Raw genomic sequence first — 25,877 nt, forward strand, 5'->3', positions numbered from 1 at the left:
CTATAAAGTTGAGATTAAACCAGCCAGGTCTTGCACCTTGGCGCAGCTTTGCCAATGCGGTTTGCGCATGGCCACATCGCCTGCATAGCCCCAGCTCACCAGGGCAAAATCCATCTGGTTGGCATCAGCCGAGATGCCGTCTTCCAGGCGGTCGCCAATATACAAACAGTCCTCTACGGCTAGCGCATTATCGGCCACCACGCGCCCTATCATCTCGGCTTTGGATTTGAGTGGCGGGTTAAAGTAATCCAATGCATACACGCCGGTGAAAAATGCCTGCCAACCCAGATGCGCCATGATTCTTTCCGTGGGGTAAAAGCGCTTGTTGGTCGCAATATACAACTGGTAGCCTTGGTCTTTGAGTTGCTGCAACAAGGCTGTCACACCGTCAAACACCACCGACTCCAGGCAACCCGTCGTGTCGTAATGCTGCTTAAATGCTGAGGCCAGCATATTCAATAACGCAGCATCCTCATTTTCAGAAAGCCGTTTTAAGGTCTCCATTAAAGGCGGGCCAATCACATCATGCGTTAACGGTGCCGCTAAAGGCGTATTGGTGGTGCTAAATGCCAGACCAAAACAATGCAAAATACTAGGCGCAGAATCGATTAATGTGCCATCTAAATCAAAAATTAAATGCTGTTTCATAAATAAGGTTATTGAGTCTTTGGAATGACTTTTTAATTGTTAGCCACAGAGGTCACAGAGCACACAGAGGAAACAAAAAAACATCATTCACAATGCTTTTCTCTGTGAACGCTGTGTTCTCTGTGGCAAAAATATTTATTCCAGCCAGATGAAACACCCCATGCGGCCAGTATCACCATCGCGGCGGTAGCTGAAAAAGGTCTCAGGTTCATTAAATGTGCAGCATCCGCCGCCATACACCTGCGTGATGCCGAGGGTTTGCAGGCGCTGCCTGGCTATCGCATATAAATCACCTAGCCATTTGTCACCCTTGGGTTGAAAGGCAAGCTCAGCCTGCGCGTCTTGCGCGATAAACTGCGCCCTCACCTCGCCGCCAACTTCAAAGGCCTCAGGACCAATCGCGGGACCTAACCAGGCCATAAGTTGGCTAGCCTGCACTGGCATGGCAGCCACTGTTGCTTCAATCACGCCATCACACAAACTGCGCCAACCGGCATGAATCGCCGCCACAGCCGTGCCCGCCTGATCACACAACAACACCGGCAAGCAATCTGCGGTCATGGTCACACACACCACCTGCTTGCGCGTAGCAAAGCTGGCATCAGCACTTTCCAGACAAGACGACAAAGCGGCGTCGATCACGCGTACGCCATGCACCTGATTGAGCCACACCGGCTCACTGGGCAGGTAGCCGCTCAGTAATTGACGATTAGCCGCGACATGCTGGGGATGGTCTTTGACATGGTCACCTAAGTTCAAGCTGGCATACACACCCGTACTCACCCCGCCATTGCGCGTGGTCTGCAATGCTTTCACATTGACAGGCGCAGGCCAGTCAGGCGTGATGAATGTCAACGCTGCCATCACTCGTCCTCATCGACCCAGTCTTCGTCCAGGTCATCCTCAGACGCATCAAAGTCGTCGTCGCCCCAATCTTCGTCATCGTCACCGACAAACAGGCCGTTTTCATCGACATTAAAATCTGGCGGCGGCAACTCTTCTACCGGTTTGACCACGCGCATGGCTTCCAGCAGCTCACGCATATCGTCGGCCAATTCAATCTGCCATTCCATCGGCTCATTGGTCACCGGGTGAATCAAGCCCAGTTTGATCGCATGTAGCGCTTGGCGCTTAAAGCTACCGATGACTTCGCGCAGCTCTGGCGTCATCATTTTGTGCGGAATAATATTGCCGATGCCATACATCGGGTCACCGACCATGGGCGCTTTTAAATGCTGTAAATGCACGCGAATCTGGTGCGTGCGGCCAGTTTCGAGATTACAGCGCAAATAAGTATTGGTGCCAAAGCGCTCCAGAATCTCATAATGCGTGATGGCTGGGCGACCACGACGAATCACCGCCATTTTGGTGCGATGATGCGGGTGGCGACCCACCGGCTGGTCAACCTTGCCATTACGCCACAATTGCCCCCAGACAATCGCGCGGTACTCGCGCTTGACCGTACGCGCCTGCAACTGGCGCACCAGGCTGGTTTGTGCCTCCAGTGTTTTGGCCACCACCAGCAAGCCACTGGTATCTTTATCCAGCCGATGCACAATCCCGGCACGGGGCACATTTTTGAGTATTGGCCAATGAAACAGCAAGGCATTGAGCAAAGTGCCACTCCAGTTACCGGCGGCCGGATGCACCACCAGCCCGGCGGGCTTATTAATAATGATCAGCGTATCGTCTTCGTAGACTACATCCAGCGGGATATCTTCAGGTTCAAACGCATTTTCCTGCGCATTTTTGGGCGGCGTGATGTCCAGTTTTTCACCGCCCCAAACCTTGGTTTTAGCAGTGGTTGCCTTGCCATCCAGCAAGACCAGTTCCTCTTTGATCCATGCCTGTAATCGGCTGCGAGAATGATCTGGCAACATTTGCTGCAAAGCCAGATCGAGACGCTGCCCGCCGAGATTGCCAGGAACGACCAGATGTAAGGAGGCGCTTTCTTTCATATTTTCAAACAGCATCAGTTATAATGCCCTGAGTTTCCTTTGATAAAACAACATTAAACAACATGCTTCGCATTTTACCGCTTAACACCCTGTTCACGCGTGCTTTTATTTTAATCACCGCGCTGACCTTGAGTGCTTGTGCCATTTTCGGCAACCCGAATCCACCGGATGAGACCAAAGGCTGGGCAGAACAACGGCTTTATGCTGCTGGCCAGGAAAAGATGGCCGACAAAAACTATGACAAGGCGATTGAGTATTTTCAGAAGCTGGAAGCGCGCTATCCGCATGGCGCTTATGCCACACAAGCGCAGCTAGAAGTCGCTTATGCCTACTATAAAAAAACTGAGCCGGTATTATGCTTGTCCGCCGTTGACCGTTTTATCAAACTCCACCCTAACCACCCTAACCTTGATTACGCCTACTACCTGAAGGGCCTGGCTACCTTTAACGAGCGCGGCATCATGGAGAAATACACCAAACAGGAAATCAACGACCGCGACCCAAAAACCTTGCGCGTCTCGTTTAACGCCTTTAAAGAGCTGGTTGAGCGTTTTCCTACCAGCCGTTATGCCAAAGACTCAACGCAGCGCATGATTTACCTGGTCAATACGCTGGCCATGCACGAAATGCACGTTGCGCGCTATTACATGCAACGTAAAGCCTATGTGGCTGCGTTAAACCGCTCCAGATATGTGCTGGAAACCTATCCCAACTCTGTCGCAGTTGAAGACGCCCTGGTGACCATGATCAGCGCCTATGACGCCATGGACATGACTGATCTCAAAGGCGATACGCTGCGTATTCTCAAAACTAACTATCCTGAAAACCCGATGGTCACCGGCAAGATCAATGAAGACGAAAAAATCTGGTGGAAGTTCTGGGAAAGCCTGTATTAAAACAACGGTTTAAAAAAATCATTTCACTTGATGATTTAAAATATAAAAAACGCCAGTCAATCTGGCGTTTTTTTATTGTCTGGTTACATTTCGTCGGCAGTGCATTGCGCGGACTCTGCCGCAAAAGCCTCCAGCTCAAATGGATTATCATCATAAATATGGCGACCACGCATCCATTGCCATACACCCGCCAGCAAATACGCTGGCACAAAAAACAGCCCCCAACGCTCTGCCTGGCGAACATGCACGTGCTCATGCGCGCGCAAGCGGCGCAAGCACTCTGCTGAATGCCCAAGCACCACATGGCCCAAGGTCAACGCCGCAAAACCGCTGATGCGTGTCAGCTTATTCGCCAGCCAACCATCCGAGACTTCCAATACGCCATCCACGGTTCGCGCACTAGCGCCTGTGAGCAATAACACACTCGCAAAGAGCAGCCCCAGCACGCTGGTGGGCGATGCCCAGGCATAACGCAACCAATGCTTGAGCAACACTATGACCTGGCCTGACACTGTATTGCAGCCATACGACCAATCTCCACCGTCAAGGCATCGCCTTTACCACGGATGGTATTCGGCCCGTTGCTGTAGATAAAGCCTGAGCTACTGGGCTGTTGTGGCAGCCTGATTTCGTTTTGTCCACGGATCAGCACAGCGCTGGCAGGTGCAGCCTCAAAGCGTACGCGCATCACTTCACCGTTTTGGCAATCAAACACCACGGCCTCTGGCGCTGCTAAGGGCTGCTTGGCGATACAGCCTGCAAGCATTAAGGCTAAACAGGCATGAGGTCGCACAGCCATCGCCCTACTCATGCTGACCTCGGTGCAAACATAATCATGGCCATGCCGAGCATCGCCACCCCAGCCCCTAACAGATCCCAGCCGGTCGGTTTGATGCCGTCCACCACCCATAACCACAGAATCGCCACGCCGATATACACACCCCCATAAGCCGCATAAATGCGGCCAGCCGCCGTTGGATGCAACGTCAGCAACCAAGCAAACAACGCCAGACTCGCAGCGGCAGGCAATAACAGCCATGCGCTCTTGCCTGCTTTTAACCATAGATAAGGCAAATAGCAGCCGACGATTTCGGCCACGGCGGTCAAGGCAAATAAAAATAATGTTTTAAGCACAAAACGCCTCTCAAGGGGAAACCAACGGTATAGGTTTCAGACTAAGGGTAATAGTCGCATGATCATACTTTATGCCTTAAAAGTTTTTGACTCACTTTTTTGCTTTAAACGATATTGCAACCAGTAAAAGATCGCACCAACCAGCAAGTTGAGGCTGGCCTGCAGCAATGGCAAAAATAGAAAAATCAGGCTCCCCTGGGCGTCCGGGTACATCACCAGCGTTTGCCAGTAGATCCAGGCCACCACCAGCACCTCAAACAAACTAAAGCGCAGCCAGCGTTTAAGAACATCTATACAGTCAAAAAAGAAGCGCCCGGCAAATATCACCACATAAGGCAGGACGGTCCATAGCGTCATCAGCAACCCGGTACGATGACTGAGAAATCGCAAACCACTGGCGGCATACACCTCAAAACTGATGGCAATCAGCGCACCGGCCAGGGCAGTTAACGAAATAGCGTGGTGAATGCGCATAAGGCCTTAAGAAAGTTGTACCCAACGATAGTTTTTGATTTTACCCGGCGGCAAATCAAACGAGCGTGTGCCAGACAAAGTAAAAGAAGCGCCAGTGGCCACAGACGTTGGCGCATCAATCACAGCAGTTGGCTTGGATTGATCGACCACAATCACATCTACCATCGCCGGGTCAGACTGATTGCCAGCGTCATCTTCTACAATCAGCTGAAAACGGTGCCTGCCGGGCGGCAAAGGGTTGGCTGCATCAATCGTGACTTCAATGGTCGGCGTATTGGTTCTGATTTCCTGCCCAGTCGTAAACTTTGCCATATGAACTCCTTATGATTCAGAAAAACGTGTGAAGCTGCCTGCCATACAATGTATGCCAGATTGCCTTCAGCGGCAAGCAAGGCTTGCAAAAACAAACGCTTACAGATTATTCCTGTTCTGAAATCAGCAGTTGATTATGGTCGGTTTTAAGGTAAAAAGTACCGTTCTGGTCAATCTGAATTGCACGTATGCGATAGCCACTCAACACCGGCTCGGCGTACACCAGCGCACTGCCTTCCTTACGCACGCGATAAAGCGTGGTATTACCCATGCCAGCCACAAACAAGTCGTTATCCCAAAAATCATTGCGGCCGGTAGAAGGATATTTCACCAACGGACCTATGCCGATGGAAGGCACGAAGGTCATCGCCGGTTTTTCGTAACCCTCATGGCTATTGAATTTGTTGCCGTAGTAGCCGCTCATGCCATCGCGCTCGTAAATCGTGCCATAGCTGACGATCGGCCAGCCGTAGTTTTTGCCGCGTTTGATCAGGTTAATTTCGTCGCCGCCGCGCGGGCCGTGGTCGGTGAGCCACAACTCATTGCTTTCACGGTCAAAATACAGGCCGCCAGAAGGCGAGCGAAAGCCTGAGGCATAGACCTCGGCATTGAGGCGTTGCAAATCAATGCGCACCACTTTACCTAAGGAGGTTGTTTTATCTTGCACGCGGTCAGGCTTGGAAAAATCCCCCAGGCTGAAGTACAAAGTGCGCTCGTTCTCGCCCAGCGCTAACTTGCCGCCAACCTGATGGCCCAAAATCGGCTCTTTAATCGCCGGGCGGCTGATATAAATCTCGCGATTAAAACTGACTTCGCTGTTTTCCACATCGACCTCAAACTCACTCACCGCCAGCCGCACCCCATTATTCGCCTCATCCCAGGCGGTATAAGCCACATACAGGGTTTTGCCAATCAGCAAAGAATCTTTTACGCCAGACAATTCACGGCAATACACCAATTGCTTGCTGCTGCTTTCATCGGCTGAAGTTTCACCACCAGGGATAAATTTCGCCAGGGGTTTACCAGGCTTCACCAGCTCCATGCTGTCGTTCTGGCGTACAAAAAATACCTCGCCACACTTGCTGATAAACAAAAACAGTTTTTTATCCAGCCGCTCAAACGGGCCGGATGGATACTGATCTTCAAACGGTAATTTGTATTCCTTGAGCGTTTGCGTACCAAACACAGAAGTGATTCTGGGGGGCTCCGGCGCTTTGTTAGCTTCTTTATCGGCCTCCGCTGCCTCACTGCCAGACAGCAGCAATCTAGGCACCACATCGTCAGCTGCCAATGCGGTCACGGTCACGACAGCACTTAAACACAAGGTAACAACAACATGAAACGCCCTCAGGGCAGCGGCTGCGATTGAACATCGCTGATTAGAATAATGCAAAACAAGACTCTCCGTTAGCTGGCTTTTTTTTCGAGTCCCCCATCCAAAAAAAGTTTATACCATCTTATTTATTAATATTTTATTTTCAAACAAATCATTCACTTATTTATCTTTATTAATGTACTTTGTCACTAGTATTTTCAATGCCAACGCTGCAATCATGACGCCCCAGGCCGCCAGTGTCAGCTTGATAAACGCCGCAAATGCATCCTGCTGGCAAACCACTTGCAACAAAGAAAAGGCATCCTCACAGCCAAAGGCCACCACTGCAAACGCAAAGCCCGGCCCCAGGTGCAAAATCGTCAACCCATAAATCAAACCACGTAACAACACAGACTCCAACACGAAAATGTAAACATCCAGCAATCATTTCAAGCACAGCAGCCACTACTGCATGCCCTTGAATATCTGGTAAGTGCCGCCGGTGTAGTTGCCTTGAAATGACGTAGCCCGCACACCCGCAGCCACTTCCATCTCCACAGGCACGCGCTCATAAGCATAAAAATAACGCCCTTTTTGCACGCAACGGTCGCACGGGCTGTTGTCATAACTATACACGTCAACCTGCGCATCGCCGACACCTTGAATGCGCTGTTGATGATAACCCGCCAGAATCACCTTCTCTATCACCACGCCGGGTGCGGCTTTAATCTCCCAGGTGACGGCCTCATAAGACATCAGGCCTAAAATAATCGGCGTTGAATCATCACTCACGTTAACCCTAATGGTGCGCTGATCGCGGCCAGCGTTAAAAAATGACTGACAAGCCTGCGGAGTCATCGGCTCGCCTTTACCTGCTGCCTCTTGCGCGGCCTGGCACTGTGCCCACCATGGCCGTTTATCCGCGTTTTCCGGGAGTTGCCCCTGATAAACGCCGATCACATGCAGAGCTGCTTGCGAGGCCGATTTAGGCTTAATGACAGGTGCTTGGGTGATGGTGCTAGGCACACTGCCGCAACAACTCGCCAGCAATAGCGGCAGACACGCGGCCAGCAGTGCTCGTTTAAATGGATGCGGTGGCGTCCGCTGGTTTATTTCTACGCTGTGCAAACCGATTGCTCCCTTTCGTCATCAAGCGGATAGATATCATCAAAAAAGGCCCCGATGGGGCCTGATGGTTTGAAAAAGCCAATCCTGTTTATAAATGAATCTGGCCGCTTTGCAATAGTCAGTTTGAGCTATACCCTGCCACTGCTAGCGTTTGATCGCAAATAGCAAGACGCCACTCGCAATCATGGCGAGACCCAGCCATTCGCGTGCGTTTAAGCGTTCGCCTAAAAACAGACAGGCAAACACGGCGACCAGCACCAGGCTGAGCTTATCCACCGGCGCAACTTTAGAGGCTTCGCCCAACTGCAACGCTCGAAAATAGCAAATCCACGAGCCACCAGTGGCCAGCGCAGACAAGCCCAGAAAAACCAGCGAGCGCGTAGGCAGCGTAAAAGGATTGCTCCACTTGCCCGCTAACCAGACAAAAGGTGCCAGCACCAGCATAATCAACACAGTACGAATCAAGGTGGCAAAGTCAGAGTCGACACCTTGAATGCCGATTTTGGCAAAAATCGCTGTTAGCGCAGCAAAGCAGGCTGACAGCAGTGCCCAGAACAACCATTGACTCTCCATAGTTTCGCCCCAATAAGATTGAATTGATCGCCCAGTATAACAATTGCAGCTAGCGTGTTAAACGTTGCATGACTCAATCAGCACGCACGGGCTTTAAAAGCAAAAAGACTGGCCGCAGCCAGTCTTGTCAAGATTAAACGCCTGATGACGGGCGTTGCAGCGATTACGCCTTGTCGCTACCGATAAACCGGTAAATCACCGCGCCCAATACCGCACCGATAATGGGCGCCAGCCAGAATAACCATAGCTGTGAAATCGCCCAGCCATCGACAAACACCGCCACGCCGGTGCTACGTGCCGGGTTTACCGACGTATTGGTGACCGGGATTGAAATCAAGTGTATCAAAGTGAGGCACAAGCCAATGGCAATCGGCGCAAAGCCTTGCGGAGCACGCTTGTCAGTCGCGCCCATAATCACCACCAGAAACATCATGGTCATCACCACTTCAGTCACAAACGCCGCCAGCAAACTGTAGCCCCCAGGTGAATGGGCCTCATAGCCATTAGACGCAAAGCCTGCGGTCACATCAAACCCCGCCTTGCCACTGGCGATGATATACAACACGCCACCCGCGACAATCGCCCCCAGCACTTGCGACACAATATACGGCAGCAACTCTTTGGCCTGAAAGCGGCCGCCTGCCCATAGCCCGATAGACACCGCCGGGTTGAGATGGCAACCAGAAATATGGCCAATGGCAAAGGCCATGGTGAGCACGGTCAAGCCAAATGCCAACGACACGCCCAGCAAGCCGATGCCCACCTCAGGAAAAGCCGCCGCCAGTACCGCGCTACCACAGCCCCCAATCACTAACCAAAACGTGCCAAAAAACTCTGCGACATATTTTTTCATTGCGCCCTCTCCTTTTTTAAATAGCCTATTGTAAGTATCAAACTGCGCGGCGGGCTAGTTCTAAAGCGACCCTACCCAAGCAGCTTGAGCGCCCAATATAGCAAACTATGGCCGCTTAAACATCCACCTGTTAAAAAATATTAATAGTGCTACTATTCGATAATTGCCATGCCCCACAAACCGCGCAATAAAAAAGGCCGGCAATTGCCGACCTTGCACCCTGCGCCAAGCGATTAATCTACGTTTTGCCCAATGCGCCACAACACACCTGAGGGGTCGGTGATACAAAAATCACGCATGCCCCAGCTTTGTAGCTGAATTGGCCATACCTTAACGCCATAAGTCTGAATAATGCCACTATGGTGTATGTTGTCCCACCAGGCATCCACATCCTGTACCAGCAGATGCATCATAAAATTCTCGGCCAGGTTCTCAACACAAAAATCCTGCAACAGAAAACTCGCGTGTGCATAGTGAAAATAAGCCACACCGCCGCCTTCTGACGCCATGGTAAAGCCCATGTCTTGATAAAACTGCTTGGAAAGCGCGAAGTTTTTGGCGGGCACAAAGGCCTTGATTTCGGTGACTGTGAGATTAGACATAGTTTAAAAAGCCATTAAATCATCTGCAACTAGCGCAATAACAAATAAATACAAAGCAGCGCCGACGTCATCGACAAGCCAAACGAAACAAACAGCATCGTCTTATAAGCCGCCACCTGTTTTTTTGCCGCCTGCCCTGCGTCCTCCAACGCCTGAATCGCCAGCTGCATTTTTTCTGCCAGCAAATGGATAGACTCCGCATTTTGAATCGTCGCTGCCTGCAACTCCTCGATCTGGCTCGTCAATACAGGATCCACCTTGGCGGCCTCAGGCTTGGCAGTAAATGCAGGGATTGCCGCCGTCGCCACCTGCGCAATATAAGGCGCCACCGCCTTTAGAATGGGTAAAAACTGAATAGCCACACAACACCTCAATGATTGGCACAAATACAATAGCCACCAATAGTAAAGCCTATGCTTTCAGGCGTCCACCCTGGTGTGTAGAAGAAAGTACAAGAGCAACTGTGGATGATGTTTCATGACACCTAACGTTTAAAAGCCAGTCCCGCTTGATGGATGGGTTAGGCTGCCTCATTTATTATTGCCTTACCTTGAACTTGTTTAGATTCTTTCCTAGCGAATCATCACCTAGATTCCATTCGAAAATTGCAGCATCATTTTTGCGCACGGCATAGTACCCAACAAGATCACTTCCCACCCAATCTCTTGGCACGTCAAAGTGGTAATGCAATTGAAAAACAAAATATTTTTTTGAAGTGGAATAAAGCCAACAATAGTATTTGCCTTCTGGGTCTTCCATGGCTGAAAGGTGCTTTTTCTTGGCAGCGTCAGTCAGCATGGTGCATGCTTCGGTCTCTGATTTGACTGCAGCATTTACAGTAAATGTAGACATCATTAGAACTAAGATGGCTGACTTACCTCTGTGCATGTAGAAGCCTAACGTTTGACATAAGGGGCGCGCTTTAGCGCGTCCCGCTTGATGGATGGGTTAGGCCGATACCACTCACTTGATTTTGCATTTATTACTGCCACGGGAAATTATGATTTGCTCGGCCAGTTGACCATTCATGCCGCAATGATAGCCGTGCGAAAGATCAACGAACCGAACCGTATAAGTGTTACCTCTTTGTTCAATTACCGCAGCCCCTTCGTCGAAATTAATCGTTGTAATTTTTCCTTGATCAGACCACTTCGTGTCTTCGTCTCCACGTCGAGCGCTTACGTCACAGCTATATTCGCCGGCAGTGCTGAAATACTTAAGTCCTAATACCTTTTCGCTTTCTATCTCGAGTGACAGCGAGTCAGTGAAATGCCCTTTTCCAGAATTGCACTTCAAATTCTCGCCAGCCCAAGATTGAGAAATAGAAAACACAGCAATCACTATGAGAATTATCTTGGACAATTTGACTCCAGCCTAACGTTTGACATAAGGGGCGCCGCAAGGCGTCCCGCTTGATGGATGGGTTAGGTTTTTTAAAACACCAATCATTCTGGAGTATTTTCAAGTTCTTGATATAAGTCTTGGAGTGCTTTGTCAAAAGAAGCTACAAGAGTTTTTGACATTTGAGCATTCGAAGAGCCCTTGTATTTTCCATTATTCCAAGCCTGAGACTCACGCTCTGCAACAGCTTTTTGGCTTTGTTTTTTCTCTATTTCCTTGAGGATTTCATCTCTTTTTCTCATCACGATTAACCTGCATTTCTTATAAGTTCATTTAGCAATAATTTTGCTAAGACATTGTTATTTGATGAGACGGAAGCTGATTTACTTCCCAAGTTAACTGAACTTACGGTAAGCATTCCATCTTCAACTTTTGCTGTGGCTTGATATAGCTTGCCGTCTTTTTCAACTTCAACTTCAAATCTAGTCATATTTAAACCTAACGTTTGAATTCAGGGGCCTGCTTTAGCAGGTCCCGCTTGAATGAGGGGTTAGGCAACTTTTAATTTTTAGCATGATTTTTCTTTTTATTAAGATAAGTGGGAATTTTATCTAAACATTCCTTTGATCGCCTTGTGATTTCATTCAATTCATTCTCGTAGTAGTAGTCTCGATTTAGCTCTCGAAGTCTTTTAGCAAGAAGCTCACTCTCAGCACACTCAGGAATGTTAGCATTAAATTCTTTCTGCAACTCTGGGTCTATAGGCCTCGCCCTGCTCCAATATAGAAATAATGCATAAATTAGAATACAAAGTACCAAAACAATTATCAGAATCTTTTTTGCCATTCGCGACTGGCCTAACGTTTGACATAAGGGGCGCCGTAAGGCGTCCCGCTTGATGGATGGGTTGGGCCGTGACTTATTTGTACCATTCAGGTTTCCTTGTTTTCTTACAGAAATGCCGTGCCGCTGATTTGTCTTTTGGCTCAATCTCGGACTCTAACTCATTTAGTTTTGTAAGAATTTTTTCTTGGTTCTTATACTTGTGTTTGAGTTTTGTTAGTTTCGCATCGGTTCCTGTGCAGGATTGGCAAATTGACCAGTCAATATCGGCTTGCCTTTCTTCATCGTAACCATACTCACCTCGCCAGTGGTCGCATGATTCGCGCAGTTCTAAATAGCTTGAAACATCTCTCGGTAAGGCATCTTCTGCCAGTGACTGGCAGGCAATGCAAAACAAAATGTATAAGCAAAGAAATCTCATGTGGCCTAACGTTTGAATTAAGGGGCGCCGTTAGGCGTCCCGCTTGAATGATGGGTTAGCCATTACCACATATACCATGATATGACCGCTAAATTTTCTTTTGGAATAAGCTCAATGAGTATCTCGGCATCCTCACGAGTAGCTCGATTAGTGAGGGTGTATTGGCTTGCCATTAAACTTAGAGGCTTCAATTTTTTGTCCATATTCGCACAACCATCAGATTTTGTTTCGTGAACGGGTTCGGACGAAATCGAGGTTTTAAGCTGCTCCCATGAGGTTTGAGACAGCCGTACAATAAAACATACTGAATAATCACCATGAATATCGGGGTATGTAGCAGTTTTGTATTGAAATTGGGCATCGGATGGCAGGTTAACTTTAACCAAGCGTTGCAACTCAGAAGTGTAAAAAGACTGAGGTGGATAGACTGCATCATAAATTGACCATAAAACCCAAAGAAAACTGGCGGCTAGAAACATGCGACCATAGCGACCTTTTGACCATAACCAACGAACTGAAAAGAATAATAGTACTGGAATGCAAATTAACAATAAACCAAGAATGATTAAACCTATGTATCCCATAATGGCTAACGTTTGAATTAAGGGGCGCGCTTTAGCGCGTCCCGCTTGAATGATGGGTTAGGTGGCCTAGACACTTATGAGTGACCCCATACCTTTACTGATGAAACGACCAATATGACAGCGAGGATGGGTAGAAGCACTGCTGGAGGAACGATACCCAACAAACGCCCACCAATAAAAGCACCCAGCAAAGACCCAGCAGCCATAACTAAAAGAAAATGGCGTTGTGCTCGTATAACGCCAAAACTTTGGTCTTGGCTATAACGAGTGAAACCAACAAGCATGGTGGGAAGACTGACGGCAAGTGAAAGGCTGCCAGCAAGTTTAATGTCAGCGCCAAACAACAGAACAATAGTGGGGATGAGCAGCTCGCCACCTGCTACCCCCATAAGTGAAGCAACCACACCAATAGCAAAACCAGCTACAGCGCCAGCGATGGCTAAAGACACCCCAGTTAATAAGGGTGCACTACCCGAGCTTGGCTCGTGACCCAATAACAAAGCTGCTGCAATAACCAAGAGCAAAACGGCTAGCACACGATAAAGGGTTTTGGATTTAAGTTTAGTTGCCCAGCCGGCACCAAGCCATGCGCCAGCTAAACTACCAGCGAGCAAAGTAAGTATTACATCCCAGCGCCCGAGAATGCTTGAGAGAGGCACAGCAACTGCCCGAAAGGGCAGAGACGACGCTACAACAACAAGGCTAATGGCTTTGTTAAGAATAACGGCTGAGAGTGCATTAAAGCCGAATAGGCCAATAAGCAAAGGCAGACGAAACTCAGCGCCACCAAGACCAATAAGGCCTCCAAGTGTACCAACAGCAAAGCCGCTGCCAAAAATAGTGATGGCTTTATATGGATTCACATTAGATTCAATTTGAGACAAGATGGTTTAGACACCTAACGTTTGAATTAAGGGGCGTGCTTTAGCACGTCCCGCTTGAATGATGGGTTAGGTGTTTGTTTTAACATGGCGAGACCTTATAAGTAACCCTAAGCCAGCAAAAATTAAAATAAGAAAAGGACTGAACCAGCTAACAAAAATGTAAGTGCTACTGGCTTCTTGAGCAATAGCTGCTGCAATGTATGGGTCATTAACTTCGAATAGCCCAGATAATGTTAGCAGCCCTAACATTGGTAAGACAATAAGCAATAGCGTGGGGTTGAAACGAGCTGACAAATACGATGCAATGACACCAACAACCATTGTTATTGAAATTGATAAAAGCGAAGGCATTTTATCCATGACTTCGGCATTGCAGATTGCCGGGAATAGCAAAAATATGATTAATGCAACTCTCATGACACCTAACGTTTGAATTAAGGGGCGCCGTTAGGCGTCCCGCTTGAATGATGGGTTAGACCGTAGTTGTACCATTTATTAATGCCTTTGCAATGGAGAGTAGCTCTACAAATTTAGGGGCCTGAGGGTTTGCAACTCCAGATAAATGAGGACCTATATCTTGCCACTGCTCTGGAGATGTAGCCGACTGTAAAAACCCATAGCCTTCTTTACCATCCCAGACCAACCTAAATTGTGAACCCTGATTAGCATTAAATACACAATATGCGCTGCCACCAAAGAACTCAGGCTGTAGGTGCTCTTCAGCAACAGTAGCGCCAAGGCTTTTAATGGCATCACGAATTGTCGAATATTCACGCATTAGAGGTCTAACGTTAAATAGACCCCAAAAACGACAATAATTTTTTATTTAGTCTGGGGGCTATAAAATTTACAGTTTTATTTATCATAATAAAATCAATGAGGAGTATCTTTATATTACACCTGAGTTTAGGAGTTACGCTATGGAAAACACACCTGAGGTAAAGCCAACGCCAAAGTTATTTCCTTCTATTGTAGAGCGCTTGCGAGTGAAGCATTACAGCAAGCGCACCGAAGAGGCTTATGTACAATGGATTAAACGATATATTTTGCACCATGGCAAGCGGCATCCGCGTGAAATGGGGGTGGCTGAGGTGGAGGCTTTTTTAACGCATCTGGCGGTGGCACGAAATGTATCTGCCAGCACGCAGAATCAGGCCAAAAGCGCCCTGCTGTTTTTATATAAAGAGGTGTTGGGGGTGGAGTTGCCATGGCTGGATAATGTGACACAGGCGAAAGCCCCAAAACGGATGCCGGTGGTGCTTAACAAGCCTGAGGTGCAAGCCCTGCTCAACCGGCTGGATGGCACGATGTGGCTGATTGCGAGTTTGCTGTATGGCAGTGGCTTGCGGGTGATGGAGTGTCTGCGTTTACGGGTGAAAGATGTGGACTTTGTAAAGCGTGAAATTCTGGTGCGCGAGGGCAAGGGCTTTAAAGACCGGGTGACGATGTTACCGGCTGCGCTGATAGAACCTCTCAAGCAGCATCTGTTAAAAGTGAGGGCGTTGCATGAAGAAGATTTGGCTGCCGGATTTGGCGAGGTGTTTATGCCGATGGCACTGGATAGAAAATACCCCAATGCTGGCCGCGAGTGGGCTTGGCAATATGTGTTTCCTTCCATCAAGCGCTCTATAGACCCGACAAACAACAAGATTCGCCGCCACCATGCTGATGAAAAAACGGTGCAACGCGCGGTAAAAAATGCTGCCAAGGCGGGCAATATCGCTAAACTGGCCACACCACACACGCTGCGGCACAGCTTTGCGACACATCTGCTGGAAGGCGGTTATGATATTCGCACGGTGCAGGAGTTATTGGGGCACAGTGATGTATCAACCACTATGATTTACACGCATGTGCTTAACAAGGGCGGGCTGGCCGTGAGTAGCCCGCTAGATGTGATTTAAAACCAGATGTGATTTAAAACCAGTATTTGGGGTAGCGCCCCTCACGTGTGAGGTTGTTATATACCAGCGCGACAACGGTGATGACAATGGCGCCGAACAGGGTGGGAAACCACAAAAACTGCCAGCTCATGGCCCCCTGGCTGGCAATCAACCAGACGATGACTGGATTGGAACCTGCGGGAGGATGCACGGTCCGCGTGAACATCATGGCCGCAATCGCAAGGCCAACCGCAATCCCTAACGCCCACCAACTACCCCCCAGTTGCGACACCACCAGCAGACCGATCAACGAACTTAAAAAGTGACCACCAATCACATTGCGTGGCTGGGCAAACGGTGCATCCGGGTAAGCAAACAAAATGACGCATGACGCGCCGAATGACCCCAGCACCAGCAACTGATCTAGCCGTGCAGTCATCAGCGCGGCTATGCTGATGGCAATCATGCCGCCCAACCCAGCCATGAGGATGGCTTTGCCACTGAACTTTGGCGGCAATGCCGCGTGCTCACCGGCAAGCTTATCTAACAGTTTCATATTCTCTCCCTGAGGGGTTGTGGTTCACAATACGTTCGAATATTGCCAGAAGCGGGGTTTCCACGGCAAAGGCAGGTCTGCAATCCCCGGTTTCGTCAGTCTGGTTAGTGTGCGAAAAAGATTACTTCTGCACATCACCAATGTGGCTTTGGCCACGCAATCTGGCCAGTTTAACCTGTCTCTGCCGCTCTCTAAGCGACTCTTTTTTCTCCGCACTCAGCTTGTCGAAGCAATACGGGCAAGAGATACCCGCTTCGTATTGCTCGCTTTGCATTTCGGCCTGGGTGAGCGGCATGCGGCAGGCATAGCATTGATCATGGTCGCCCACCTCCAGGCCATGCTTGACAGCCACACGCTGGTCAAACACAAAACAATCCCCCTCCCACAGGCTTTGCTCTTTAGGGATGGTTTCCAGGTATTTGAGAATACCGCCTTGCAAGTGATACACCTCTTCGAAGCCCTGTTGTTTCATATAAGAAGAGGCTTTTTCACAGCGGATGCCACCGGTGCAGAACATGGCCACTTTTTTGTGTTTGGTTTTGTCCAGGTTGTCGGCGACATATTGCGGAAACTCACGGAAAGTCGTGGTTTTGGGGTCGATCGCGCCTTTAAAAGTGCCGATATGCACCTCATAATCGTTACGCGTATCCAGCACAATTACATCTGGATCAGAAATAATCGCGTTCCAGTCTTCCGGCTTCACATAGGTGCCGACCACCAAGTTCGGGTCAACTTCGGGCATGCCCATGGTGACGATTTCTTTTTTCAGCTTGACCTTCATGCGGTAAAACGGATGGCTGTCAGCCCAGGACTCTTTATGTTCCAGGTCAGCCAGACGCGGATCCTGGCGTAAATGCGCCAGAATGGCGCGGATATCATCCGGCGCCCCGGCGATGGTGCCGTTAATGCCCTCTTTTGCCAGCAACAAGGTGCCTTTGATACGCAGCTTCTGGCAAGCTTCTAAAATTGGTTGTTGCAGGGCTTGGTAGTCATCCAGCGTGACAAATTTGTAGAGGGCGGCGGTAAGAAATTGACTCATTTGAGAACAGGCTTTATTTCAAAAACGCGATTTTACCACTCTAACTCTATGATGCAAAAAGAAAAATGGGCACCAGGCCCGTTCATCTCACATCGTTAAAACAGCCCATCAGGACTGAATGACCAAGATTTCTGCTTTGCCCAGGCCGCCCATATCGCCCATCCAGCGTTGCACGCGCTGGCTGCTGATCTGCGCAAAACGGCTATCCAGGCGCTTGAATGACTTATACAAGATATTGAGAAAAGGCAGCTTATGAAAACCGCAGTCTACCCAGGTCGCTTGCGCGGCGGGCGTGTGAGCCAACAACAAAGTGCCACGCTTCATGCCGTAACCTAAATAAGCACCCGTGGTGCCCAGCACACCCAGCGTGCCCGCCATCATGTCAGAGCCACAATAATCACCGGCATTGCCTTCAATCAGCAACATGCCGCGGCGCATACGGTCACCGGCGCGCGCGCCAGCGTTACCTGTGCAAATCAACACACCATTTTGCAGTTGTGCACCTAAAAAGTCCCCAGCGTCGCCAGCCACATTGATTTGGCCGCTGGTCATACCAAAGCCAATATATTCATGCGCAGCGGTGGTGTTTTTAAAGTTCACGACCGCGGCTTCTGAAGCGCTGTCTACGCTGACTTCAAATACATCGGCCACGCTTAAATTAGCCGCTAGTTTGATGTTTGCAATCTCAGCCACTGTTTTGCCTTGCAAAGCCTCTGGCAACAACGCGCGACAATCAACGCTGCGTGCAACGGCTTTTGCCGTTAAAGTGATCTGGCTCATGCGCTAACCTCCCCGCTTAAAATTGGGCGCAATTTAAAGTGATGCTGGCCTAACTTACCGCCATAGTTACCGGCAGAAATACGCAAAATGCCATTGTCTTTACCTAGGCCACAAGCGGCTTCAATCCCGGCTTTCATGGAAACCGCAATATCCTCAAATGTCAGGCCATTAACCACAATTTCCATCACGCTTTCTACGCGTGGATCGAGCTCGCTCTTAACCACACCTTTGAGCGTCGGGCAGAACGCATCGTTGGTACTGGCAAACATTTTGGGGTATTTGCTACCGACCTTGGAGCCGGAACGCACCACACCACCGGGGAAAGGCATAATCACGTTAGGCAATTTTCGCATGGCGTCGATTGCCGCTTCACAGGCGGTGAGCACTTGTGCCTGACTGGCGCCTAATACCAGAAAGTTGCCGCCGCCAATGGCGCGCACCATGCCGGTGGTTTCTTCGGTCAAAAATTCGCCATCCATGACCGGAATACGCCAGTAGCGTTTGAGCTTGCCATTCGCATCCGGGATTTGTTTGGACACCTGGTAACCATCGCCAAAAAAGCGCAAATGTTTGCCCAGGCTAATCATGTCCTCAGACTCAATGCCCGCAAATGCCGCCGCGGTTGGGCAAGTGAGAATACATTGCCCCATACGCGTTTCTAGCTGTTGCATCAGCACTTTGCTGCCCATGGCAAACATCAGCACGCTAAGCCCAGGGCGGCCATCCGGCGTTTCCTCTTCGCTCAATTCGCGCTCTATGCCCGCCTCTACGCCGCAGCCAATCACGCTGGTGGCAAAGCCGGTCATCGCATTGGCGGCGTTGTAGGCCCAGCGCAGGTTTTGCGCGGTAATCAGGATACGTGTGCCGCGCATATTAAAGGCTTCGGCAAAGGTATCGTCTATTTCTACTCCGTTAATCACCATAGTTACCCCTGCACATGGTTAATGACATGGTTGCGGCCATCTTCGGCAATCTGGTCATTCGAAATTTTAAAGTTGTTCATTTGCATGGTGTGATAGCGATCAAAATACTGTTTGATGTCTTTTTCTACGCCAAGGTCAAAAGTCGGTTTGGCCGTATGCGTTGCGCCCCACACGACTTTTACCACTTTGCCCTCTTTCACCACCAGCTCGCCGTCTTTAAACACCAGGTCTGGCTTGGCAAACATGGCTTCTTTATCGGCCTGCTCGGTATACACCGTAATATCCGCCGCTGCACCTACGCCTAAATGGCCGCGGTCTTGCAGGCCAATTAACTTGGCTGGCGCTGAGCGCGTCATAGTGGCGATTTCATACAGGCTGTATTCACGGTCCAGTGACTTCAGGTTGCTCATGGCTTGCGCATCCAGATTGAGCTTATCAAACGCATCGTTACGGAAAGTTTTGTCCATCAGCAAACGAATCAGGTGCGGATAGCTGGTAAACGGCGCGCCATTCGGGTGATCGGTGGTCAAAAACACGCGCCACGGGTCATCCACGCTCAAAAACACCTCGAGGCCAATCGCCCATTGCAAGGCATTCACATAATTCTGGTCCCGGTATTTAAACGGCACCACCCCACACCCGGCATCGCACTCAATGTCCATAATCACCGATTTTTTCGGGTTGGCAACTTTGGCATTTAAGTGCTGCATCATGTTGTCACCAGAGGCAGTCACGGTTTGCCCGAACAGAATCTGGCCCACATCGGCGGTGATATGTTTGTTGCTATTGATCGCCTCAGCAATATTGGCCGCCGCAGAAGAAAACTTTTTATCGCCCTCTGTGCCGTAGCTGTGAAACTGGATATGCGTTAAATGCATGGGTAAGCCATCGCTGGCACCCATGGTGTCTAACGTGGTCTGAAAGTTACCGGCCACGCCCAGATTATTACAGTGCACATGCAACGGCTTGGCAATGCCAATCTCGTTCACCGCGCGGCTCAAGGCCTGCAAAATGCGGCGCGGCGTGATGTGGTAATGGCTGTGTTGCTGGTCTAAATCCTGGCGACGCTCATTAAATTTAAAGGCAGAAATACCGCCGGGGTTGACCACTTTAATGCCGATGGTTTGTGTCGCATGCAGCGTCCAAGCCACGTAGTCGTTAATGGTTTTCTGGTCGGCATTCTGGCTGAGCAACCGTAAAAAGTAATCGTCATTGCCCAACATGGCGTAGCCGCCTTTGTCGATCATGGGCGTATCGCCCATCTCCATGTGCGCTTGGCGCGCATTCACGGCCAACACGGCAGGCTCAAACGCGGCAGTGTAGCCCATCTCAATGTAGCGCATGCCGGTATCGGTGGTATTTGGCGTGGCGTGATGACTACAGTTGGCGCCGCAGATATGTGCCTCCGGTTCTTCGAGGCGGCGCATGGCTTGATACTCAGGCAGCAGCATGCGCGCAATATTCACTTTACCGCCACCAATATGGCTATGCATATCAATCGCTCCCGCCATGACGATTTTGCCATTCAGGTCGTGCACCTGGCCGATTTTTTCACTGTCAGCCGGTTTGGCAATAATACGGCCATCGCGGATATAAATATCTTGCACCACACCATCTTTGTGGTTGGCAGGGTCTATCACTTTGGCATTTTTGAGCAGCGTAATCATGCCAAATCTCCTTGTAATTGGGCTTCTATCAGGGCCACCACTTGCGTTAATGTCGGCAAGTCCGTCGGCTTGGCGGCGGTCAGCGGCAGGGTCACAGAGCCATCGACGCGGAACTGCTGGCCATTGCAATCAAGGCCGGGCGTTGCCACGGGGATAAACACGGCCGGGGCTGACTCAAAAATGCTGTCAGGCGCGCCCAGTACTATCACCGGCTGCGTGCCTGCAGGCGGCATGGCTTGCGGGCTATAACTATTCACCCACACGACCGCATCATGACTTTCCCACGCTGGCGCATCAATAATGACGCCATTGAGCCAGGTATGCGCATAGTTCACACTGGTGTCACCATCGCTACCGCCCATAGACAAACCCATGGCGCGGCTCTTCTGGTTGAGGGCGACCACGGTTTCGGTAATGTTTTCAATCGTGAGTTCGGCATGGTCGTAATGCAGGTCTTTAGAGACCCAGACCAGCGTCGCATATTTGGCCGCTTTTAAGGTCGCAGCCAGCGTTTTTAAGGTACTTACTGCGACACCTGCCACTGTTGTGGCTGTCACTGGCTTATCCATCACCAGTGCACGTAAAATTGCCACCACTTCAGGCAAGTGTTCAGAAGCACAGGCAATCACCTCAGGCGCACGGCCATCGGGCGATACCCCAGGCTGGGTATTCAGTTGGTCGCCGCCCAGATAAATAATCTGGCGTGCCGCAGGCTCGGTAAACATGGCTTCATCCACCCACACTACGCGCTCAAAAAAGCGGGTGTTATGGCTGACGACATCGGTGCCTATCATGAGGATGACATCTGCACGGTTGCGCACTTCGGTCAGCGTGGTGGTTTGCCAGCCACGGTGCTGCAATACTTTCATATTGCGCAAAGTGCTGCTGGCATTGATATGTGTCATGGCAGCGCCCGTGTGCTGAGCCAGGCGCACCAGTGCGCGCGCTCCATGCACATCGGTACTGCTACCGGCCACCAACGGCGCGGCTGCCTGCTTGAGCGCCGCCGCCGCCGCACGCACAGCCTCGGCCAACGAGGCTGGTTGACCAGCCACTTGCGGCGATACGCCAGTGGTCACCCGCGCATAAAATTTGGCGGCCTTGCCACACGAAAACTGTTGCCTGGCAATGGCATCTGCCGAAATATCGTCACATAGCAAGCCACAGGCCGGGCATGCATGCATACTGTCTTGTTGAATGGTCATGGCTTATAAGTCTCTCGTGTTGATCTTCCATATTCAATCATGAATATCCCCCTGATCGCTGGAAACCATCACATCATAAAACATCTATGTGGGATAGATAAAAAAAATAAAGCAATGAATGCCTGCTATTTAAAGCAATAAACTAACGAAAGTCACTACTTAGATGTATCAATGCGGTTTATCAATCACGTTAAAAATAGTAGAATAGTCGTTTGTTTTTCTTGTTAATTAATTTATTGGAGTTCTCATGGCTTTAGAGCGCACACTCAGCATTATCAAACCAGACGCAGTTGCAAAAAACGTGATTGGTCAAATCTACACCCGTTTTGAAAACGCTGGGTTGAAAATCGTTGCAGCTAAAATGGCACAACTGTCACAAGCTGAAGCTGAAGGCTTCTACGCAGTACACAAAGAGCGTCCTTTCTTCAACGACCTGGTTAAATTCATGATTTCCGGCCCAGTGATGATTCAAGCACTGGAAGGCGAAAACGCCGTGTTGAAACACCGCGACCTGATGGGCGCGACCAACCCGAAAGATGCAGCACCAGGTACGATTCGTGCTGACTTTGCTGAAAGCATTGATGCGAACGCTGTGCACGGTTCCGATTCATTGGAAAATGCAGCCGTTGAAATCAAATACTTCTTCGGTTAATCAATTCATCTTCGTCAATACTGACGTTTTATGGATGTCGAACTAGGAAATACACTTGGTTAACTTACTTAATTTTAACCAATCGCAACTCGCCGAGTACTTTGCAAGTCTCGGCGAGAAGCCTTTTCGCGCCAAGCAATTAATGCGCTGGATGCATCATTTCGGGGTCCTTGAACTCGATCAGATGACCGATATTGCCAAAACCTTGCGCGAAAAACTGCGCCAGGAAACCGAATTCAAATTGCCTGACATACAGCTAGAGCAAGTGTCTGATGATGGCACACGTAAATGGCTGGTCGGCACCAACAACTTAAAAGATGGTACTTCTAACAGCGTAGAAACCGTTTTTATCCCTGAAGATGACCGTGGCACGTTGTGTATTTCTAGCCAGGTGGGCTGTGCTTTGGAATGCACGTTTTGCAGTACCGGTCGCCAGGGCTTTAATCGCAACTTAAACGTCTCCGAGATCATCGGCCAGTTATGGATTGCCAATCACGCCCTGCGCCAAGCGCCCGGCTACGATTTGCTGCCGCCCGGTGAGCGGATTATCTCCAACGTGGTGATGATGGGTATGGGCGAACCATTGGCTAACTACGATAACGTGGTTACCGCCATGCAAATCATGCTCGATGACAGCGCCTATGGCCTCAGCCGCCGCCGCGTGACCTTATCGACCAGTGGCATGGTGCCTGCCATGGACCGTTTAAAAGAGGACTGCCCGGTAGCGCTGGCGGTTTCGCTGCATGCACCTAACGACGCCTTGCGTGACGAAATCGTGCCGATCAACAAAAAATACCCGATTAAAGACCTGATGGCCGCCTGTGAGCGCTACCTGGTCAAAGCGCCACGTGACTTTGTGACGTTTGAATATGTGATGCTGGACGGTGTGAACGACACGCTGGAACATGCCAAACAACTGATTAATATTGTGCGTAATGTGCCCTGCAAATTTAACCTGATCCCGTTTAACCCTTTCCCTAACAGTGGCTACGGCACGTCCAAACCGATGCAGGTGCGGGCGTTTCGTGATATGTTAATGCAGGCTGGGTTTGTGGTCACCGTGCGCAAAACACGCGGCGATGATATTGACGCTGCTTGCGGACAATTGGCAGGCAAAGTGTTGGACAAAACCAAACGGTCAGAAAAAACCATCGCGATTCATCCGGAACAGTAAGCCATGAAAACAACCTTCCTCACGCCATCCGCGGTCATGCTTACCCTGGCCTCAGCGCTGTGGATGGGAGGATGTGCGCAAAACCCGTCCTCAGGCAACAACAACGGCCCTTATGACCAGCAACCTATAGGCCGCGAAACCGGCGATGTCGAATCTGCCCGCGTGCATACCGAATTGGGGGCCGAGTATTTCCGCCTCAAACGCTACGAAGTGGCACTCGAAGAGTTCAACACTGCAATTGAGCGTAGCCCCAATTATGCGCTGGCTTACAACGGCCTCGGCCTGGTCTATGCGGCGATTGGCGAACAAGGCCGCGCTGAAGAAGCGTTTAAACGTTCTATCCAGTTGCAACCGGCCAACTCCGAATCGCATAACAACTATGGACGTTTTTTGTGTGACCAAGGCAAATATGACGCCTCACAAAAAGAGTTCATGCAGGCGGTGAAAAACCCGCTGTATAAAACACCGCAAGTGGCGCTCTACAACGCAGGCGTGTGTGCGTTGCGCGCGCAGCAAAAAACACAGGCAGAAAACTATTTCTTCCAGGCTTTGCAAGTAGATCCATTGGCACATGCCAGTGCTTATCAACTGGCTAATCTGCAATTTTCTCGCGGCGAAGCGGCGCTGGCGTTGAATACCATACAAAATAGTGTGAACGTTGCCCCCTCACCAGAGTCCTTATTTTTGGCAGTACGCATTTGCCGGGCATTGCAGATGCCAGACGATGCCAGCTATTACAGCGTGCAATTACATAAATTGTTCCCGAATGCCAATGAAACCAAACAATTGCTGAAAATGGAGTAAATGCGAGTGACGTCAGAAGACAAAACCAACGTCAACCCTGTACCGGCAGAGGCTATAGACAAACCTAAACGTGGTCGCAAACGCAAGACCGAGGTCGACCAGAGCTCAAGCCAGGCATACCAGGTCGCCATGCAAAGCCAGCAAGAGCCAGTCAGTGACGAGCCAGTGCAGGCCACAGCCGCTGACGCGCACACTGATGCGCCCGAAGAATATGGTGCGGCGATGGCGCTGGAAAGCGCCCCGCAACCTGCCAGTGCCACACTGGCCTACGGCTCCGGCTGCGGCAATATGTTGAAAGCTGCTCGCGAAGCACAAGGCCTAAGTATCCACGAAGTCTGCAGCCAGCTGAGACTTGGCATCAAGCAGATTCAGGCCATTGAACAGGATGACTTTGACAAGCTGCCACAGCCTAGCATCGTGCGCGGCTTTATCCGCAACTATGCGCGCTTGCTGAATATTGACGTTAACCCGATTCTAGAAGCCTACCAACGCATTGTGCCGAATAAGGCACCGCTGCCACTCAGCGTGCGTTCAAATGCCAGCCGCTCAGTCATCGACAAGCCAGAGCGCACTTTCCGTCCGCAACGCTTGCTGACATTGCTGGTTTTTTTGGTATTGGCCGGGATTGCTGCCTACTTTTATATTAACCACATCAAGCCGCAAACCTTGAAAGACGCTGCCCTGGCACTCGAAGTGGATGAAATTGCCGAAACCACCGGACAAGAAATCGCCATCCCGGTGCCTGAAGCTGCCCCTGCTCCAACTGAAGCAGCGCCTATCGCACCGATGACGGAAAACGTGGACGCCAGCACTGCGACCGCAAACAATGCCGCGCCTGCTGCAATCACCACAGGCAATGACGCAACAGCGAACGCGGCAAATGTGTTATCTGCGAATAACGCCGTCGCCAATAACACCATTGTCAGCACACCCACGCCAGCTACCACCCAAGCCGCTGAAAGCACCACCCTGCAAGCCACTGAGCCGCAAAAAGCCAACCTGGTGTTTAAAGTCAATGAGGATTCCTGGGTGCGTATTGAAGACCTGCAAGGCAAAAAAGTGTTTAGTGAAGTGATGCCTGCGGGTTCAGAGCGTCAGGTCACCACTGAGAAACCGGTCAATATTACTGTTGGCCATGCCAGTGGCACCCAATTGACCATTGATAACCAGCCTTATGATTTAACACAGGCCACCCGTGGCCGTGTGGCACGTATTCAGCTCAAATAAC

The 25,877-nt window shown here is 50.1% G+C and carries 35 protein-coding genes; 6 read left to right on the forward strand and 29 right to left on the reverse strand.

The features are described from left to right. The 3 genes from E6Q52_RS00675 to rluD all read right to left on the reverse strand — a co-directional run bounded on the left by E6Q52_RS00675 (nucleotide 1) and on the right by rluD (nucleotide 2,621). Nucleotides 1-648 carry an HAD family hydrolase gene (locus tag E6Q52_RS00675; protein ID WP_292817362.1) on the reverse strand — a complete coding sequence of 216 codons (648 nt, stop codon included), beginning with the start codon at nucleotides 646-648 and terminating at the stop codon, nucleotides 1-3. A 135-nt stretch (nucleotides 649-783) separates the two neighbouring features. After that, nucleotides 784-1,512 carry a peptidoglycan editing factor PgeF gene (pgeF, locus tag E6Q52_RS00680; protein WP_292817364.1) on the reverse strand — a complete coding sequence of 243 codons (729 nt, stop codon included), beginning with the start codon at nucleotides 1,510-1,512 and terminating at the stop codon, nucleotides 784-786. Next, a complete protein-coding gene (gene rluD, locus E6Q52_RS00685) occupies nucleotides 1,512-2,621 on the reverse strand; it encodes a 23S rRNA pseudouridine(1911/1915/1917) synthase RluD (RefSeq protein WP_292817366.1) in 1,110 nt (369 codons plus the stop codon). Before rluD ends, pgeF begins: the two co-directional genes overlap by 1 nt. A 47-nt stretch (nucleotides 2,622-2,668) precedes the next feature. On the opposite strand from rluD, the gene E6Q52_RS00690 reads away from it, so the two are divergent. Then, entirely contained in the window at nucleotides 2,669-3,502 is an 834-nt protein-coding gene (locus E6Q52_RS00690) for an outer membrane protein assembly factor BamD (RefSeq protein WP_292817368.1), read from the forward strand. 83 nt (nucleotides 3,503-3,585) lie between these two features. Here the strand turns inward: E6Q52_RS00690 and E6Q52_RS00695 are convergent, their stop codons facing one another. The 20 genes from E6Q52_RS00695 to E6Q52_RS00790 form a co-directional block, all read right to left on the reverse strand. Next, a complete protein-coding gene (locus E6Q52_RS00695; RefSeq protein WP_292817370.1) occupies nucleotides 3,586-4,014 on the reverse strand; it encodes a hypothetical protein in 429 nt (142 codons plus the stop codon). Beyond that, nucleotides 3,996-4,301, reverse strand: coding sequence for an MliC family protein (locus E6Q52_RS00700; RefSeq protein WP_292817372.1), 306 nt, complete (start codon nucleotides 4,299-4,301; stop codon nucleotides 3,996-3,998). The genes E6Q52_RS00695 and E6Q52_RS00700 overlap by 19 nt, the downstream gene beginning before the upstream one ends. Nucleotides 4,302-4,309: 8 nt before the next feature. Beyond that, entirely contained in the window at nucleotides 4,310-4,636 is a 327-nt protein-coding gene (locus E6Q52_RS00705; RefSeq protein WP_292817374.1) for a YnfA family protein, read from the reverse strand. Between the two features lie 69 nt (nucleotides 4,637-4,705). Continuing rightward, on the reverse strand, nucleotides 4,706-5,110 hold the full coding sequence (locus E6Q52_RS00710) for a hypothetical protein (RefSeq protein WP_292817376.1): 405 nt from the start codon (nucleotides 5,108-5,110) through the stop codon (nucleotides 4,706-4,708). 6 nt (nucleotides 5,111-5,116) lie between these two features. Beyond that, nucleotides 5,117-5,422 (reverse strand): hypothetical protein, encoded by a 306-nt coding sequence (locus tag E6Q52_RS00715; protein WP_292817378.1) that lies wholly within the window; start codon nucleotides 5,420-5,422, stop codon nucleotides 5,117-5,119. A gap of 106 nt (nucleotides 5,423-5,528) precedes the next feature. Continuing rightward, nucleotides 5,529-6,728: a PQQ-dependent sugar dehydrogenase gene (locus E6Q52_RS00720; RefSeq protein WP_292817380.1), complete on the reverse strand. Its 1,200-nt coding sequence runs from the start codon at nucleotides 6,726-6,728 to the stop codon at nucleotides 5,529-5,531. A 189-nt stretch (nucleotides 6,729-6,917) separates the two neighbouring features. Continuing rightward, complete coding sequence (locus E6Q52_RS00725; protein ID WP_292817462.1) at nucleotides 6,918-7,148, reverse strand: hypothetical protein; 231 nt, start codon at nucleotides 7,146-7,148, stop codon at nucleotides 6,918-6,920. A gap of 54 nt (nucleotides 7,149-7,202) precedes the next feature. Then, entirely contained in the window at nucleotides 7,203-7,865 is a 663-nt protein-coding gene (locus E6Q52_RS00730; protein ID WP_292817382.1) for a hypothetical protein, read from the reverse strand. Between the two features lie 144 nt (nucleotides 7,866-8,009). Then, complete coding sequence (locus E6Q52_RS00735; RefSeq protein WP_292817384.1) at nucleotides 8,010-8,438, reverse strand: EamA family transporter; 429 nt, start codon at nucleotides 8,436-8,438, stop codon at nucleotides 8,010-8,012. 163 nt (nucleotides 8,439-8,601) lie between these two features. After that, nucleotides 8,602-9,291, reverse strand: a complete 690-nt coding sequence (gene aqpZ / locus E6Q52_RS00740; RefSeq protein ID WP_292817386.1) for an aquaporin Z — start codon at nucleotides 9,289-9,291, stop codon at nucleotides 8,602-8,604. Nucleotides 9,292-9,524: 233 nt separating this feature from the next. Continuing rightward, nucleotides 9,525-9,893: a VOC family protein gene (locus E6Q52_RS00745; RefSeq protein WP_292817388.1), complete on the reverse strand. Its 369-nt coding sequence runs from the start codon at nucleotides 9,891-9,893 to the stop codon at nucleotides 9,525-9,527. 29 nt (nucleotides 9,894-9,922) lie between these two features. After that, a complete protein-coding gene (locus E6Q52_RS00750) occupies nucleotides 9,923-10,255 on the reverse strand; it encodes a hypothetical protein (protein WP_292817390.1) in 333 nt (110 codons plus the stop codon). 175 nt (nucleotides 10,256-10,430) lie between these two features. Beyond that, a complete protein-coding gene (locus E6Q52_RS00755) occupies nucleotides 10,431-10,781 on the reverse strand; it encodes a hypothetical protein (protein ID WP_292817392.1) in 351 nt (116 codons plus the stop codon). A 75-nt stretch (nucleotides 10,782-10,856) separates the two neighbouring features. After that, nucleotides 10,857-11,255: a hypothetical protein gene (locus tag E6Q52_RS00760; RefSeq protein WP_292817394.1), complete on the reverse strand. Its 399-nt coding sequence runs from the start codon at nucleotides 11,253-11,255 to the stop codon at nucleotides 10,857-10,859. Between the two features lie 83 nt (nucleotides 11,256-11,338). After that, nucleotides 11,339-11,536: a hypothetical protein gene (locus E6Q52_RS00765; protein ID WP_292817396.1), complete on the reverse strand. Its 198-nt coding sequence runs from the start codon at nucleotides 11,534-11,536 to the stop codon at nucleotides 11,339-11,341. Nucleotides 11,537-11,541: 5 nt separating this feature from the next. After that, nucleotides 11,542-11,724: a hypothetical protein gene (locus E6Q52_RS00770; RefSeq protein ID WP_292817398.1), complete on the reverse strand. Its 183-nt coding sequence runs from the start codon at nucleotides 11,722-11,724 to the stop codon at nucleotides 11,542-11,544. An 836-nt stretch (nucleotides 11,725-12,560) separates the two neighbouring features. Next, entirely contained in the window at nucleotides 12,561-13,082 is a 522-nt protein-coding gene (locus E6Q52_RS00775; protein WP_292817400.1) for a hypothetical protein, read from the reverse strand. Nucleotides 13,083-13,156: 74 nt separating this feature from the next. Continuing rightward, nucleotides 13,157-13,966: a sulfite exporter TauE/SafE family protein gene (locus E6Q52_RS00780; protein WP_292817402.1), complete on the reverse strand. Its 810-nt coding sequence runs from the start codon at nucleotides 13,964-13,966 to the stop codon at nucleotides 13,157-13,159. A gap of 66 nt (nucleotides 13,967-14,032) precedes the next feature. Beyond that, nucleotides 14,033-14,383 (reverse strand): hypothetical protein, encoded by a 351-nt coding sequence (locus tag E6Q52_RS00785; RefSeq protein ID WP_292817404.1) that lies wholly within the window; start codon nucleotides 14,381-14,383, stop codon nucleotides 14,033-14,035. Between the two features lie 55 nt (nucleotides 14,384-14,438). Next, nucleotides 14,439-14,744 (reverse strand): hypothetical protein, encoded by a 306-nt coding sequence (locus tag E6Q52_RS00790; RefSeq protein WP_292817406.1) that lies wholly within the window; start codon nucleotides 14,742-14,744, stop codon nucleotides 14,439-14,441. Between the two features lie 142 nt (nucleotides 14,745-14,886). On the opposite strand from E6Q52_RS00790, the gene E6Q52_RS00795 reads away from it, so the two are divergent. Beyond that, on the forward strand, nucleotides 14,887-15,870 hold the full coding sequence (locus E6Q52_RS00795; protein WP_292817408.1) for an integron integrase: 984 nt from the start codon (nucleotides 14,887-14,889) through the stop codon (nucleotides 15,868-15,870). 13 nt (nucleotides 15,871-15,883) lie between these two features. Here the strand turns inward: E6Q52_RS00795 and E6Q52_RS00800 are convergent, their stop codons facing one another. The 6 genes from E6Q52_RS00800 to E6Q52_RS00825 all read right to left on the reverse strand — a co-directional run bounded on the left by E6Q52_RS00800 (nucleotide 15,884) and on the right by E6Q52_RS00825 (nucleotide 22,019). Then, nucleotides 15,884-16,405 (reverse strand): HPP family protein, encoded by a 522-nt coding sequence (locus E6Q52_RS00800; RefSeq protein ID WP_292817410.1) that lies wholly within the window; start codon nucleotides 16,403-16,405, stop codon nucleotides 15,884-15,886. 121 nt (nucleotides 16,406-16,526) lie between these two features. After that, nucleotides 16,527-17,444: a rhodanese-related sulfurtransferase gene (locus tag E6Q52_RS00805; RefSeq protein ID WP_292817412.1), complete on the reverse strand. Its 918-nt coding sequence runs from the start codon at nucleotides 17,442-17,444 to the stop codon at nucleotides 16,527-16,529. 108 nt (nucleotides 17,445-17,552) lie between these two features. Further along, complete coding sequence (locus E6Q52_RS00810; protein ID WP_292817414.1) at nucleotides 17,553-18,224, reverse strand: formylmethanofuran dehydrogenase subunit C; 672 nt, start codon at nucleotides 18,222-18,224, stop codon at nucleotides 17,553-17,555. Further along, entirely contained in the window at nucleotides 18,221-19,147 is a 927-nt protein-coding gene (gene fhcD / locus E6Q52_RS00815; protein ID WP_292817416.1) for a formylmethanofuran--tetrahydromethanopterin N-formyltransferase, read from the reverse strand. Before fhcD ends, E6Q52_RS00810 begins: the two co-directional genes overlap by 4 nt. A 2-nt stretch (nucleotides 19,148-19,149) precedes the next feature. Then, entirely contained in the window at nucleotides 19,150-20,814 is a 1,665-nt protein-coding gene (locus E6Q52_RS00820; protein WP_292817418.1) for a formylmethanofuran dehydrogenase subunit A, read from the reverse strand. Next, nucleotides 20,811-22,019, reverse strand: a complete 1,209-nt coding sequence (locus E6Q52_RS00825; RefSeq protein WP_292817420.1) for a formylmethanofuran dehydrogenase — start codon at nucleotides 22,017-22,019, stop codon at nucleotides 20,811-20,813. The genes E6Q52_RS00820 and E6Q52_RS00825 overlap by 4 nt, the downstream gene beginning before the upstream one ends. Before the next feature lie 247 nt (nucleotides 22,020-22,266). Here E6Q52_RS00825 and ndk point away from each other — a divergent pair, with 247 nt between their 5' ends. Genes ndk through E6Q52_RS00845 form a run of 4 tightly spaced genes read left to right on the forward strand, consistent with a single transcriptional unit; the run spans nucleotide 22,267 to nucleotide 25,876 of the window. Continuing rightward, nucleotides 22,267-22,671 (forward strand): nucleoside-diphosphate kinase, encoded by a 405-nt coding sequence (gene ndk, locus E6Q52_RS00830; protein WP_292817422.1) that lies wholly within the window; start codon nucleotides 22,267-22,269, stop codon nucleotides 22,669-22,671. A 55-nt stretch (nucleotides 22,672-22,726) separates the two neighbouring features. Then, nucleotides 22,727-23,845 (forward strand): 23S rRNA (adenine(2503)-C(2))-methyltransferase RlmN, encoded by a 1,119-nt coding sequence (gene rlmN, locus E6Q52_RS00835; RefSeq protein WP_292817424.1) that lies wholly within the window; start codon nucleotides 22,727-22,729, stop codon nucleotides 23,843-23,845. Between the two features lie 3 nt (nucleotides 23,846-23,848). Continuing rightward, the gene (gene pilW / locus E6Q52_RS00840; protein WP_292817426.1) at nucleotides 23,849-24,649 is read left to right on the forward strand and encodes a type IV pilus biogenesis/stability protein PilW; all 801 of its coding nucleotides are present in this window, start codon (nucleotides 23,849-23,851) and stop codon (nucleotides 24,647-24,649) included. Continuing rightward, nucleotides 24,650-25,876, forward strand: coding sequence for a RodZ domain-containing protein (locus E6Q52_RS00845; RefSeq protein WP_292817428.1), 1,227 nt, complete (start codon nucleotides 24,650-24,652; stop codon nucleotides 25,874-25,876). Nucleotide 25,877: the final 1 nt, after the last annotated feature.

It is taken from the genome of Methylophilus sp., from assembly GCF_008015755.1.
In the GTDB taxonomy this organism is placed as follows: Bacteria; Pseudomonadota; Gammaproteobacteria; order Burkholderiales; family Methylophilaceae; genus Methylophilus.